Source organism: Acinetobacter sp. ANC 3813 (genome assembly GCF_002135435.1).
Lineage (GTDB): Bacteria > Pseudomonadota > Gammaproteobacteria > Pseudomonadales > Moraxellaceae > Acinetobacter.
This window is the reverse complement of record NZ_NEGK01000001.1, coordinates 388,122-401,662: the sequence shown is the minus strand read 5'-3', so window position 1 is coordinate 401,662 and position 13,541 is coordinate 388,122. Positions and strand designations below refer to the sequence as shown.

Annotated in this window: 11 protein-coding genes; 6 read left to right on the top strand and 5 right to left on the bottom strand. The window is 45.4% G+C overall.

Translation table 11 applies throughout. The features are described 5' to 3' along the window. The first annotated feature begins 49 nt into the window (after positions 1–49). Complete coding sequence (locus B9T34_RS01950) at positions 50–1,249, top strand: hypothetical protein (RefSeq protein WP_086211462.1); 1,200 nt, start codon at positions 50–52, stop codon at positions 1,247–1,249. Positions 1,250–1,373: 124 nt separating this feature from the next. Here B9T34_RS01950 and B9T34_RS01945 read toward each other — a convergent pair whose 3' ends face one another. The 3 genes from B9T34_RS01945 to B9T34_RS01935 all read right to left on the bottom strand — a co-directional run bounded on the left by B9T34_RS01945 (position 1,374) and on the right by B9T34_RS01935 (position 4,894). Next, on the bottom strand, positions 1,374–2,618 hold the full coding sequence (locus B9T34_RS01945) for an OmpP1/FadL family transporter (RefSeq protein WP_228147389.1): 1,245 nt from the start codon (positions 2,616–2,618) through the stop codon (positions 1,374–1,376). A 192-nt stretch (positions 2,619–2,810) separates the two neighbouring features. Beyond that, entirely contained in the window at positions 2,811–3,878 is a 1,068-nt protein-coding gene (locus B9T34_RS01940) for an amidohydrolase family protein (RefSeq protein ID WP_086211461.1), read from the bottom strand. Positions 3,879–3,928: 50 nt separating this feature from the next. Further along, complete coding sequence (locus tag B9T34_RS01935) at positions 3,929–4,894, bottom strand: fumarylacetoacetate hydrolase family protein (RefSeq protein ID WP_086211460.1); 966 nt, start codon at positions 4,892–4,894, stop codon at positions 3,929–3,931. Positions 4,895–5,049: 155 nt separating this feature from the next. On the opposite strand from B9T34_RS01935, the gene B9T34_RS01930 reads away from it, so the two are divergent. The 5 genes from B9T34_RS01930 (at position 5,050) to B9T34_RS01910 (ending at position 10,731) form a co-directional block, all read left to right on the top strand. Then, complete coding sequence (locus B9T34_RS01930; RefSeq protein WP_086211459.1) at positions 5,050–5,946, top strand: alpha/beta fold hydrolase; 897 nt, start codon at positions 5,050–5,052, stop codon at positions 5,944–5,946. A gap of 9 nt (positions 5,947–5,955) precedes the next feature. Beyond that, the gene (locus tag B9T34_RS01925; RefSeq protein ID WP_086211458.1) at positions 5,956–6,936 is read left to right on the top strand and encodes a VOC family protein; all 981 of its coding nucleotides are present in this window, start codon (positions 5,956–5,958) and stop codon (positions 6,934–6,936) included. Positions 6,937–7,073: 137 nt separating this feature from the next. Beyond that, positions 7,074–8,834 carry a bifunctional 3-(3-hydroxy-phenyl)propionate/3-hydroxycinnamic acid hydroxylase gene (locus B9T34_RS01920; protein ID WP_086211652.1) on the top strand — a complete coding sequence of 587 codons (1,761 nt, stop codon included), beginning with the start codon at positions 7,074–7,076 and terminating at the stop codon, positions 8,832–8,834. A gap of 297 nt (positions 8,835–9,131) precedes the next feature. Beyond that, positions 9,132–9,986, top strand: a complete 855-nt coding sequence (locus tag B9T34_RS01915; protein WP_086211457.1) for an SDR family oxidoreductase — start codon at positions 9,132–9,134, stop codon at positions 9,984–9,986. Between the two features lie 130 nt (positions 9,987–10,116). Further along, positions 10,117–10,731: a TetR/AcrR family transcriptional regulator gene (locus B9T34_RS01910; RefSeq protein WP_086211456.1), complete on the top strand. Its 615-nt coding sequence runs from the start codon at positions 10,117–10,119 to the stop codon at positions 10,729–10,731. A 153-nt stretch (positions 10,732–10,884) separates the two neighbouring features. Here B9T34_RS01910 and B9T34_RS01905 read toward each other — a convergent pair whose 3' ends face one another. Then, a complete protein-coding gene (locus B9T34_RS01905; RefSeq protein ID WP_086211455.1) occupies positions 10,885–12,087 on the bottom strand; it encodes an aromatic amino acid transaminase in 1,203 nt (400 codons plus the stop codon). Between the two features lie 36 nt (positions 12,088–12,123). Next, positions 12,124–13,512 (bottom strand): amino acid permease, encoded by a 1,389-nt coding sequence (locus B9T34_RS01900; RefSeq protein WP_086211454.1) that lies wholly within the window; start codon positions 13,510–13,512, stop codon positions 12,124–12,126. Positions 13,513–13,541 lie beyond the last annotated feature (29 nt).

Here is a 13,541-nt window from a genome sequence, read left to right as displayed (position 1 = left end):
GAAACAAACAATGTTTTGTATATAAAACATGGGATTTTAGGGAAAAGAGATGAATAAAACGATTTTAACAGCTGCGGTTTTCATGTCATTGGGCGCAGCTGCCGCTAGTGTTCAAGCCAAAGATGATCCATTGGAATGGAAAAGTGAAGATGGGGCGCATTCATTAAAAGTCGGTGGGGTGCTGCGTTTCAATCACCGCTATGAACAATGGGATGCCAGTCCAAACCGCGGTTTTGGCAAGCTGGATTTTGATATTTTCCGTTTAGATTTAAAAGGCAAATCGGATGATGCCTATCTGAATGCCAGCTATCTTGTGCAAGATCAGGAAAAAACCTCCATTGAAAAGGCTTATGTAGGCTACAACCTGAACAAGAACAACAGCATCGAAGCAGGTTTTGTCTATAAGCCTTTTGCGCTTTATCCTTATCCGCAAAATGGCTGGACGTACCACATTCCATTCTTTTTAGGTTATGGCAACAATGCCGCGCCTGGGGTGAACTGGAATTACAATAATCCTGAGTGGGATATTAAAGTCGGTTATTATCCGCGCATGCTGGAAACCAATTTGCGTTATTCTCCAGAAGCTGCCACCTATGATGATCTTTCAGAAAATCATTTGCCTTTCCAAGCGGCCTATCAAAATGAAAAGCAGAATCAGCTGAATACCCGCATTGTGCGTAAATTTGGCGATGATCAAATCGGTAAGCATGAAATTGGCTTATCGGGTTCTGTGGCTCAGCTGCACAACAAAACCACGCAAAAAGACGGCAGCTACTATGCGGCTGGATTGCATAGCAACAGCAACTATCAGCGCTGGAATCTGCAGTCTTCAGTGATTCATTATCAATATGATGTGGAAAACCCAGACGGTGTAAATAACGATATGACGCTGATGGGCGCGAACGGTTTAACGCCATCGTATTTCATTGCTTCTGAGGGAACGGTTGCGAGTTTAAACCTAGCTTATACCTTGCCTGTGCAGAATATGGGGAAATTGAAAGCGATCCGTTTTTATAATGATTATAGCTATTTAGACAAAGAGCGCAGTGATTGGGCAGCCTCGCAAATGAACACCACAGGTGCGATGTTTATTGCTTCGCCATTTATGGTTTGGGCTGATTATACATGGGGCAAAAACGCCAATATTATCGGCGGCGCAACCAACGGCACTGGCTTTACCTCAGCGACGTCTGAAAACAGTGAAAAATGGATGTACCGTGTCAACTTGAATATTGGATTCAGTTTCTGATTTTATCAGAATACTTATAGATATCATTTGGATTTAAAGCTGATTATATATTGAAAAGCCCTCAAGATCCTTGGATTTTGCGGGCTTATTTTTTGAGATATGGCAGTAATAGTTTGAAATAATTCTAAAATTTATAGCCGAATTTCAGCATATAGCCCCAAGCGGTATTATCTGAATAATCTGCGACTTTTGCTGCTTCGGCATTGCCTGGAATCGCATAGGTCGCTGCATGTCCCGTGGCATCGCCAAACCATAAATATTTAAATGCGCCTTGAATAAAATAATTGGGTGCAGGATTAAACTGTGCCCCTAAACCAGCAGTCCAATATCCGTCAATCGGGCCTAAAGTCGAGGTTGGATTGCCAGCGCCGCTGTCCCAGCCAGCCAGGGCCATCACGCTCCATTGCTCATTCAGTTTCTTAGCCAATCCTGCATTGATGGAAATTTGATCTTTATCATAATCCACAAGATTTAATGAAATCGGGGTATTCAGCTTCATCGTGGTTAAAATTTCAGTCACTTTACCAAATTGATAAGGCTTAATATAGAAGTCTTTCCAATTGACCCAGCGCGCATTGAAAAAAGCCAGTGTGCTTGGGTTTAAACCAGTCTGAAAATCAAAATTGACCGATTGCGGTGTGGTCAGCTCCGTTTGCCCAGTGCCTGCAAGCGGAACTAATGCGCTCAGCGGCAAGGAAAAGCTTTCTACTGCATTAAATTCGTGCTTGATTTCCGCACGGTAAGTCAGCGCGGCTTTCAGCGCAATTTCCGGGATTTGATAGGCGACGCCAGCGAGCCAGCCGACCGCGCTGTCTTCCTTAACATCATAGCCATAGCCGCTGGCTTCACTAAAACCTAAACCGTTAATGGCAAGGTCACCTTTAATGGTTTGATACACAGGCCCCGCATAAATATTCCAGTTTTCAGTTGGCTGATAGCCAAAAAGAAAGGATAAATTTTGCGTGCTGACCTCTGCTGTTGTTGCGCCTGCGGTAGAAGAATAGGTTGAGTTGGCAAGACGGTCATAGGTGACATCTGCGCCAAAGGGCTGATCATAAATCAGGCCAAAAGAAAATTGCCGTGTGAGCTGTAGTTTGAGCGCTGCATTATAAAATTGATAGTTATTGGCCATATTGCCCGTTGCAGGGTCGGTATTCGCTGCCACGTAATTTGGCCGCGCCGTACCGGATACATCCGCATCAAGCACTGAAATTGAGGCTTCTGCATAATTGCCATCCTGCAAAAATGCGGTAATCGGCTGTCCTGACCGGTCTAAGGCAGCGGCATGACTCTGCGCGCACATGACGGTCAAAATTCCCATAGATAATGCTGATTTAAATAATTTTGAACCCTTTACGATGTCTTTCATTGTTATGTCATTCCTTGAGTGATTTAGCGCTTTTTTTCTTCACAGGTTTTTCTAGTTCACAGGTTTCGTGTGCATATACTTTTCTTGTGTATGTAGCTTTCTTGTTTTTGCCGATTCCTCCTTTATCCTTTAAGCAGCAGCCGATGAAGATTTTCAAAAAGGTTTTCTCCAGCAAATCTTCTGTTTATACGCTTATCGCTTACGCATATTTTCTCCAAGCTTTAACATGGGTTTCATCAGTGAATGGCGCAGGCGGGTGCCAAAAGGCGCTGTTGAATAGCGCTGCAATTCTGGAATGCTGTGATCTGCTTCGACTTTAAATTGCGGAAACAGCGCCAAAGCGTTTTCACGTAAAATTTGTGATTTCTGCTCAGCGCTGAAGACTGTCAGTTCATCAAAATTCTGCCTTTGCAAAATCGACAGCTGTTTAGGCGCAAACGGAAAATCGCTGCCAAATAAAATATGGCTCGGGTCGGCCAATTCACTCAGCGCAGCCATGGCATAGGGTGACGGCGATAGTGCGGTATCAAAATAAAAACGGCGGATATAATGCAAAAAGCCCTGCGGTGTTTTTTCGGCAAGCTCAGGCATCATGTTGCATAAGGACACACGCCATGCCACATAGGGTAAAAAGCCGCCGGCATGCGCCAAAATCCAATTAATCTTCGGGTATCGTTCCAGCACGCCCGAAGCAACTAAATTCACTGAGGCGCGGGTGGTGTCGCATAAAAATTCTAAGATAAATCCGGGAATATTCAGCTGAACCTGATTACTGGATTCATGAATATTCGGGTGAATAAAAACCGTGGCTTGGCGCACATTCAAGCAGTGCATCAGTTCTTCCAAGCTCGGATCGCCTAAAAAGACACCTTCGGTACTGCCCAGCAGCACAATGCCGTCGGCTTGCAGCACATCCAGCGCATATTCGGCTTCACGGCAGGATTCTGCGGTAAAAGGCATGGGCAATACTGCAAAAGAACCAAAGCGTCCAGGGTGCTGCTGTTTTATTTCTGCAGAAAACTCATTGCATGCGCGGGCCAAGTCACAGGCTTCAGGCAAATTGCCAAAGTACACACCCGGTGCAGAGAGCGAGGTGATTGCTGTTTGCGTGCCAATCAAATCCATGGCTTCAATCGAGCGCTGTGCATTCCATGGCGGCAGCGGCGCTCCTGCGACTTTATCGATGCCGTATTTGTCCATGGTGTGGATAAATGCAGGCGGAATTAAATGATGATGTACATCAATACTGTAATTATTCATATTTTTTCCTTAAAAGATGAATCGCAATGTTTAAACCTGACTGAAGTTCATTATTTTAAAAATTCAACTGTGTGGCGCTGTGTGCCCAAATCTATTTTTCCATCAGCGCTTTGAATCTGCAGTTCCAGCACATCGCCGATATTTAAATAATGACCTGTAGCTTTTTGTTTTTTAATAAAGATTTCCCATTTTTTATGTTCGGGCAGCAGGCCAGAAATTTTTACCAAAAGCGGAGAGGGAATCGACAGCGCGCAGCCAGACGGTGTTCCTGTCATAACCACATCCCCCGCGCGGAAGTTAAAAACTTGCGACATTTCACTCAGGGTTTCGGCAGGCTTAAACACCATATTGGCGCTGGAGTCCTGCTGACGCGCCGCGCCATTAACCTTTAAGCTCAAATTCATTTGCTGCAGATAATGCATTTCATGCGCTTCCAGCAGGCATAGGATGGGGCCAAGCGGACAGAAACTGCGATAGCTTTTGCCTTTATAAAATTGCGTTTGCGGAATTTGCACATCCCGTGCAGAAACATCATTGCCGATGCAGATGCCGGCCACATATTCATGCAGGTTGCTGCCGTTGACGCTGACTTGGTGATCGATGTCCTGTTTTAAAATCAGGCACAGCTCAATTTCATAATCCAGCAGCTGCACATGCTTAGGCTTGGCAATGGCGCCAACAGGCGCATGAATAGACGCGCTGGATTTGGTAAAGAACATATTGAAATTTTTCTCGTCGGGATTCATGCCCGAATCAATCATGTGCTGGCGGTAATTGGCGCCCTGACAAATGATTTTCTGTTCCGATGTAATTGGGCTGAGCAGTTCAACCGCATCTAAGGGCAGCGCAATCTCCCGATTGACCAGCTGCTGTATTCCTTGAATGCCCAGCCGAATCACTGCAGCTGTTGTGTCAGTTGTGCTTTCATCAATTTTGAGCGGATAAATCTGTCCGTGTTCCAGTACCCCCCAAGCGAATTGATTTTGATCGTGATAACGCAGCAGATTTAAGGCCATTTTTATACTCAATTTTTATTAATTGAACACTAATGTATAAAATGTTTTTTTAAAGTTCAATTGAATTGATCAAAAAATAATAAATAAATCTATTGAAAAATTGAACACTATTGTTCAATATGGTTTAAAAATAAACATAAAGAGGCAGTCTCGGTATGAATCAGCAAGTACAAATACATGGGCTGAAAAGCTATTTTATTGAATTTGCACAGCGCAAGGTCTTTGTCAGTGAAGCTGGTGAAGGCTTTCCCGTGCTGATGCTGCATGGCGGCGGCGCAGGCGCAACGGGGCTATCCAATTATTCAAAAAATATTGAAGCTTTGGCGCAAAACTTCCGTGTGATTGTTCCCGATATGCAGGGCTATGGCCAGTCCAGCAAAGGCGTCAAACGTTCAGACCCTTTTGGCGATTTAGCCGAAGTGATGCTGGGTCTATTGGATCAGCTGAATATTCCTAAAATTCATATCGTCGGCAATTCATTGGGCGGTGCCTGCGCGCTGCGGATGGCTTTGGAAGCGCCAGAGCGGGTTGCTTCCTTAGTGCTGATGGGGCCGGGCGGCATCAATACGACGCGCGGTTTGCCGACCAAAGGCCTGCAGCAATTATTAAATTATTACAGCGGTGAAGGGCCAACGCGGGAAAAGCTGCGCACCTTTATACGTGAATATTTGGTGTATGACGGCTCGCAAGTGTCAGAAGATTTAATTGAGCTGCGTTATCAAGCCAGCATTGACCCGGACGTCATTGCATCACCGCCATTGCAGCGTCCAAATGGCCTGAAAGGCGCACTCCGCATGGATTTCAGCCGTGACCCGCGTTTGAAGCGCTGCAATACGCCAACGCTGGTGCTGTGGGGTTCGGATGACAAAGTCAACCGTCCGAGCGGCGGCGAAACCTTGCGCCAGACCATGAAAAACTGTGATCTATATTATTTTGCGCAAACGGGACACTGGGTGCAGTGGGAGCGGGCCGAACAGTTTAATGCAGTCACTGCGAGCTTTATGGGTCTGCATACGCCTGCAGCACAAGCTTCAACATCGTCATCGGGTTAAGAGGTGGATATGAATATCTTTGGCAAAGTAAAAATAGGCTATTTGATTGCAGAATCCAGCAAGTTCGATGAATGGATTGATTTTGCACAAAAATGCCTTGGGCTGATGCTGTCAGAACGTACCGAACAGGCGCTCAGTTTCCGTATCGATGATCATCAAAAACGCTTGATCATTCAAAAAGGCGTACAGGAAGATGTAACGCATTTAGGGGTGCAGTTGGCAGATCAATCTGTACTGCAGGAGGTGCTACGCCGCTTCGATCAGCGCGGCATAGATTATGCGCAAGGCACAGCAGAAGATGCGGTATTGCGTAGGGTCAAAGCATTTTGGACCTTACGGGGCCCAAAAGATATTCAGTTAGAGCTATTTATTGACGCGCTGCATACACAGGATGACTTAGAGACCAAAGTCAGCGGTTTCTATACTGGTGATTGCGGTATGGGGCATGTGGCGCTGACCTCACGCAAACCCGAAAAAATGATTCGATTTTGGCAGGAATTTTTTGATGCGCGGCTAACCGATACCATTGAACAGAAGATCAATGGCGTCATTTTGGATGTCAGCTTTTTACGCCTGAATGAACGCCATCATTCCGTGGCTGTGGCGCGTACCCGCGGCAGCGTGCATCTTGATCCCATCCGCACCCGCATTCAGCATGTCAATTTTCAGGTGCTGGATATTGAAGATGTCACGGCATCTTATCAGCGCTGCAAAGATTATGGCTTTCATGTGGTGTGGGATGTTGGCCTGCATACCAATGACCGTGAAGTGTCATTTTATGTGGCTAGCCCGTCCGATTTTGAAGTCGAGCTGGGCTGGAACCCAATCAAAATTGATGAAGCGGTTTGGACACCTGTTAAGCATACGTCGATTAGCGTGTGGGGGCATAAACCCCGCAACCCAACACCTGCGCATAAATTGCTGCACGAATTCGGTCAGTTAAACCGCGGGCTGAAATCACTGAAACGGGATGAATATTCCCCGATTTAAAGCATCCATATTTAAACGGCAATGAAGCAAAACCCAAAGCAGGCGCAGCTGAGCGCTTGCTCTAGCCTCGTTTTGCCTAAAAAAATTACGCGCTTAGGTTTAAGCAAGAAAAAACAGAAAGAACAATGGTGAATACGATGGAACGAAGCAATACAAAAAAAGCCAATACGAAACGTCCTGAGATTGCAGATGTCGTTATTTCAGGACTGGGGCCTACAGGTTTGGTTTTGGCGCATATATTGGGCAAGCGCGGCCATCACGTGGTGGTCTTAGAGCGTGAACCGGTATTTTACGGCAATGCCCGCGCAGTCTATACCGATGATGAATGCATGCGGATTTTCCAGTCCATCGGCATGGCGGAAGAGCTGCAAAAAGATATGCTGCTGGATACGCCTGTACAGCTGGCGCGGCCAGACGGCACGGTGCTGTCGCAGTACAAGCCTTTAAAACGTCCAAATGGCTGGCCTGTGGTCAATTTCTTCTATCAGCCCTATCTGGAAACATCTTTAACCCATGGATTAAGCAAATATTCAAATGTGGACATCCGCCGCGGCCGTGAGTTGGTGAATTTCAGCCAAGATGCCGATACCGTGACCATTGTGCATCAGGCCACACAGCAATACCGATTTCATGACAGCAGCGCAGATAAAACTGAAGGTGATGGAAATCTGGATGTACAGGAAATCCGCGCGCGCTACTTGGTAGGCGCTGATGGCGGGCGCAGTACAGTGCGGGCCAAGCTGGGCATTGAAATGACGGGTAAGAATTTTCCAGAGCCTTGGCTTGTGGTGGACTTAAAGCAAAAAGACCGCAATAAAGGCCTGCGCCACATGCCGTATTTCAATTTTGTGGTCGATCCTGATTTGCCGGTTGTGAGCTGTGTACAGCCAGACGGTCATCACCGTTTTGAATTTATGCTGCAAAAAGGCCAAACCGCAGAATATATGGAGCGTCCAGAAACCGTACGTGAATTGCTGGCAAAATATGTCAATCCAGATGATTTTGAAGTGAATCGCAAACTGGTTTATACCTTCAATGCTTTGGTGGCGAATCAATGGCGTGAACGCCATGTGGTGCTGGCGGGAGATGCTGCGCACATGACCCCGCAGTTTATGGGGCAAGGCGCAAGCTCAGGCGTACGCGATGCCTATAACCTCGGCTGGAAACTCAGTGATGTTTTATCTGGCCGTGCGCATGAAAGCCTGCTCGATAGTTATGCCAGAGAGCGCTTTCATCATGCCAAAGCCATGATTGATTCATCGGTATTGCTCAAAGATGTGGTGTCAATGACCAGCCCGATTGCGACAAAATTACGCGATGGTGTGCTCAAAACCATACAGGCTGTGCCATTTTTAAAGAAATGGTCTGAAGAAGGCGGGTTTAAACCTGCGCCGGTGTATGAAGCGCATCAATATTTAGGATTGCCGAGAACTAAACGCCGTTCACCGGAAGGTAAATTGATACCGCAGCCGACACTGCGCGGTTTTAACGGTAGACGGATTCTGCTGGATGATGTATTAGGTGAAAGTTATGCTTTGATTGGTTTTGAGTGTGATCCGAGTGAGGTATTGTCTGCAGAGTCCAAAGCCATTTTAAGCAGGCTGAATGCACAAGCCGTACAAATTCATGCCTACGCAGGGCGTCCGCAAGGCCGAATCCTTCGGGATTTAAACCCTAACTTGGCAGAAGTAGAAGATATTCACGGCGAGTTTCAGCAATGGCTTAAAGGTGTTAAAACCCAGAAAGATCAAAGCATTGTACTGCTTAGACCAGACCATTTTGTCTTTGCTTTGGTTGCGCCGGAACAATTAAATGCGGCTGTACAGCAGTTAAAACTGCAATTGAATCTCAGTGCCAGTCCTTGCCAAATGCCGCAAGATGAAGCCTTATTGGTTTAAAAGTGCTTGGACTTGAAAACAGGGTTGATACATTGCTGATGCTGCAAAAATAGTTACAAAGCACTCGGATTATGCTGTGTATTTTGATGTTTGAGATGAATGGAAATTGCACTGCATTCCGGGCTGCGGCATGCTTTAAGGCTACAGATCAACTTTATAAATGAATATCATGCGAATCAATGAAAGCTGATAAATAAAAAATGATGCCAAAGTTTCAACGCTAAAAAGACCTTGGCATCACTGGCACGAAAACTAAAAAACCAATGAATAAAAGCGAACCAATAAAAGGAAATCAAAATGGCACAAGTACAGCCGAATGGGAAAGTGGCGTTGGTTACTGGCGCAAGTTCAGGCATAGGCCGTGAAACGGCTAATCAGCTGGCCTTGCAAGGCTATCATGTATTTATCACTTGCCGTGATTTTGCCAAGGCCAAGCCAGTATTGGATGAGATTGATCAATGCTCAGAACAAACCGCAAAAGCAGAGTATTTAGCACTGGAACTGGGCAATATTGATTCCGTCAAAGCCTGCGCTAAAAACTTTCTCAGCCTCAATTTACCGTTGCATGTACTGATTGCCAATGCAGGTGTAGCAGGAGCAAAAGGCCTCACCGATTCAGGTTTTGAGCAGACTTTTGGGGTATGCCATGTCGGGCATTTTCTGCTGATTCAATTATTAACTGAAAAACTGCAGCAGTCAGCGCCTGCACGTGTAGTGGTGGTTGCCAGCAAAGCGCACCGTCATGCCAATGGCATCGACTTTGATCAGCTTTTAAAGCCCGCATCCAGCATAGGCGCGATTAAGGAATACAGTACAGCCAAGCTGGCAAATGTTTTATTTGCCAAAGAGTTGGCGCGCCGTTTATTCAGCACAGGGGTAACGGTATATGCGGTTCACCCAGGTGTGGTTGCAACCGATATTTGGCGCAAATTACCGAAACCCATGTCTAAGCTGCTGGGTAAATTTATGCTCACGCCGCAGCAGGGCGCATTAACATCTTTGCACTGCGCGACCAAGCCGCAGCTGGCGGGGGAAAGCGGATTTTATTATGAAGACTGTAAAGTGGTGCAGTCTTCACCTGCAGCGCAAGATTTGGCTTTGGCGCAGCAGCTCTGGGAAAAAACCGAACTATGGCTGCGCAGTGCAATCTAAATCTTCAGTTGATGACTGAGCAGATCTCTTTAATAGATGGCTTCTGTTGCGCAAAAACCTTGAGGATCGTCGGTGTTAAATATGTTAAAGTTTGTTCAAATTAAATGGATTTGTTCAAAAGAGGAGCCAAATGGCAATTTCTTCATCACAAAAAAGAATCCACCGAGCGGCGCTGCGTTTATTTGCTGAAAAAGGTTCAACGGCAATTACCGTTAGTGAATTGGCCGAAGTTTCAGGCGTCGCCCGCGGCACGATTTATAATAATGGCTTAAATCCAGATTCTTTATTTGAAGACATCGCTCATCAGCTGACACATGAAATGAACGCGCGGGTGATCAAAACCTTTGGCGATGATCAAGACGCGGCTTGGCGCATTGCAACAGGCGTTCGCATGTATATTCGCCGTGCCCATGAAGAGCCGGATTGGGGGCGTTTTATCTGTAAGTTTTCATTTAATTCACAATCATTAAGCGGTCTGTGGACAGGCGAAGCTTCACCGCTTTCAGATTTGCATAAAGGCATAGAAACTCAGCGCTATCATATCCGTCCTGAACTCTTGCCTGCCGTTATGGCTATTGTCACGGGATCAGTTTTATCCTCTATTTTTCTAGTTTTAGAAGGGCATAAGACTTGGCGGGAGATTGGTTCCGAAGTTGCAGAACTTTTGCTGACTGCGGTGGGATTAGATGCACAAGAAGCTTTTGAAATCGCTCATCGAGAATTGCCTGTTCTTGTTGAAATTTAAAGGTTTAGAGCTGCCCGAATATTCGAAAAACCGAGTTTGATTTTACGGTTTAAGCTTGAACAGTCATGCCATTTCTGATTCTGAACTCAAAAATTAAAAATGCCTGCATCAGCAGGCATTTTTAATTTTTGAGCGTGATTTAGAGCTTGCTGTTTAAGCAGCTTGAATAACTTTGGCAAAAGAATCGGCCACATAATCAATATTGCTTAAATTCAGGCCAGCTACACACATACGGCCGCTGCGCACGAGGTAAATGCCGTATTGATCTTTCAGTTGATCAACCTGTGCTGCGGTTAGGCCTGTATAGCTGAACATGCCTTGCTGTTTCAGCAGATAATCAAAGTTACGTTCTGGCAAAGCTTGATTCAGTTTAGTACTGAGCAATTCGCGCATATGCTGGATGCGAACACGCATTTCATTCAGTTCGGCTTGCCACTCGGCATTCAGTGCAGGGGTATTCAACACATTTTCAACCAGCAAAGCCCCTGTTGTTGCTGGACTAGAATAAATGCGGCGTACAGTCGCTTTGAGCTGACCCAAAACTTTTTGCGCAGTTTCTGAATCATCACAAACAAAGGTTAAGCCGCCAACACGTTCGCCATACAGTGAAAAGATTTTTGAAAATGAATTGCTGACAATAAAGTTCATGCCTGAACGGTCTAATGCACGGATCGCATAGGCATCTTCTTCAAGGCCTTGTCCAAAACCTTGATATGCGATGTCCAAAAATGGAATTAAGTCTTGCTGTTTTAATACAGCAATCACTTGATCCCATTCTGCAGGTGTTAAATCTGCACCTGTTGGGTTATGGCAGCATGGGTGCAGCAGCACAATGCTTTTTGCTGGAAGTGCAGCTAAGGTTTCCAACATTGCAGGAACGTTTACACCATTGGTTTTATCGTCAAAATAGGGATAAAAATGCGATGCAATGCCTGCGCCATTAAAAATGGCAATGTGGTTTTCCCATGTCGGCTGGCTGACCCAAACATCAGACTGCGGGAAGTATTTTTTTAAAAAGTCCGCACCTACTTTAAGCGCGCCAGAACCGCCTAAAGTTTGAATGGTCACTGCACGGCCATCACGGCGGGCAGGGCTATATGCACCTAAAACCAAAGCTTGAGTCGCTTGGTTATAAGGCTTTAAACCATCCATCGGCAGGTACAGTTTAACTTTGTCATTGCCAGATTCAATATTTTTATAGGCAGCCTGTACGCAATTTAACTGCGGCACGATATTATCTTCGTTGTAATACAGTCCAATACTTAAATTAACTTTTTGAGTCCGTTCATCCTTTACAAAATCTTCCATCAGGGAAAGAATTGGATCGCCTGCATAGGCATCTACATGTTGGAACATGGTCTAACCTTCATTATTCGTGTTTAACTGCCGCCTTCAAGAAAGGCGGATTTCATCTTTGACAATCAGCGTCTGATTGGCTGCTTTTTTCTGCTTAAAGAAATAAGCCACCAGTAAAATGGATACCCAGCATGGGATCATCCATACCGCAATCCGCATATCTGACTGACTCATAATCCATAAAATACCGCACATAAACGCAATACATAAGTAATTTGTAAATGGATAGGCAATGCTTGGAAACAAGGTTTGAGTCTGTGTATTCAGCATATGCTTTTTAAACTTCAGGTGCGTATAAGAAATGACGATCCAGTTGATCACGAGTGCAGCAACGACCAGCATCATTAATAGGCTAAATGCTTTTTCAGGGAATAAGTAATTGATGAGCACGCAGATTAAAGTAAAAAATGCAGAAGCCATTACAGCATTAAAGGGGATGCCGCGGTCATTAATTTTGCTGAACAGCTTTGGCGCATTGCCTTGTTCGGCTAAGCCCAATAACATGCGGCTGGTGCAGTAATTGGTGCTGTTATAGACTGAAACGGCTGCAGTCAGCACTACAAAATTTAAAATAGTGGCGGTCGTTTGACTGCCCAATGAATCAAAAATCATAACAAAAGGGCTGCCGCCTTGCGCCATTTGGTTCCAAGGGTACAGCGAAAGAATAATCACCAAACTTAAAATGTAAAACAGTAAAACGCGGTACACAATTTGGTTAATGGCTTTGGGCAGGGTAGTTTTGGGATTATCGGTTTCGGCTGCTGCAATGCCGACCAGTTCAATACCGCCAAAGGCAAACATGATCATGGCCATTGCCATGACTAAGCCCATCATGCCATGAGGGAAAAATCCGCCCAGTGACCATAAGTTGCTCAGGCTGGACGATGTGCCGCCACTGCCGCTGGCCAGCAGGTAACTGCCAAAGGCAATCATGGCGATAATGGCAATGACTTTAATAATGGCCAGCCAAAATTCCATTTCGCCAAACAGTTTCACGTTTAATAGGTTTATGACATTAATAAAAATGAAAAAGCCTAAAGCGGAAATCCATGTTGGGATATCAGGCCACCAATAATGGATATAGAGTCCAATGGCGCTAAGCTCTGCCATACAAACCAAAATATTCAGCACCCAGTAGTTCCAGCCAGACATGAAGCCGGCAAATTTTCCCCAGTATTTATAGGCAAAATGGCTGAATGAACCGCTGACGGGTTCTTCCACAATCATTTCGCCCAGTTGGCGCATCATTAAAAATGCGATCAAGCCTGCAATGGCATAGCCTAAAATGACTGAAGGGCCTGCCAATTTAATGGTTTGTGAAATACCGAGAAACAATCCTGTACCGATCGAACCGCCAAGGGCGATCAATTGAATATGGCGATTACTTAAACCTTTTTTTAGGTTTCCTTGCTGTGTTTGCTGCATTTTCTAACATCATCCATGTCAAAATTCAG

Excerpts from the sequence above, each read along its gene's own strand:
- B9T34_RS01920 (WP_086211652.1), top strand. The coding sequence starts at position 7,074 with ATGGAACGAAGCAATACAAAAAAAGCCAATACGAAACGTCCTGAGATT.
- B9T34_RS01950 (WP_086211462.1), top strand. The coding sequence starts at position 50 with ATGAATAAAACGATTTTAACAGCTGCGGTTTTCATGTCATTGGGCGCA.
- B9T34_RS01935 (WP_086211460.1), bottom strand. The coding sequence starts at position 4,894 with ATGGCCTTAAATCTGCTGCGTTATCACGATCAAAATCAATTCGCTTGG.
- B9T34_RS01910 (WP_086211456.1), top strand. The coding sequence starts at position 10,117 with ATGGCAATTTCTTCATCACAAAAAAGAATCCACCGAGCGGCGCTGCGT.
- B9T34_RS01940 (WP_086211461.1), bottom strand. The coding sequence starts at position 3,878 with ATGAATAATTACAGTATTGATGTACATCATCATTTAATTCCGCCTGCA.
- B9T34_RS01945 (WP_228147389.1), bottom strand. The coding sequence starts at position 2,618 with ATGAAAGACATCGTAAAGGGTTCAAAATTATTTAAATCAGCATTATCT.
- B9T34_RS01900 (WP_086211454.1), bottom strand. The coding sequence starts at position 13,512 with ATGCAGCAAACACAGCAAGGAAACCTAAAAAAAGGTTTAAGTAATCGC.
- B9T34_RS01930 (WP_086211459.1), top strand. The coding sequence starts at position 5,050 with ATGAATCAGCAAGTACAAATACATGGGCTGAAAAGCTATTTTATTGAA.
- B9T34_RS01925 (WP_086211458.1), top strand. The coding sequence starts at position 5,956 with ATGAATATCTTTGGCAAAGTAAAAATAGGCTATTTGATTGCAGAATCC.
- B9T34_RS01905 (WP_086211455.1), bottom strand. The coding sequence starts at position 12,087 with ATGTTCCAACATGTAGATGCCTATGCAGGCGATCCAATTCTTTCCCTG.
- B9T34_RS01915 (WP_086211457.1), top strand. The coding sequence starts at position 9,132 with ATGGCACAAGTACAGCCGAATGGGAAAGTGGCGTTGGTTACTGGCGCA.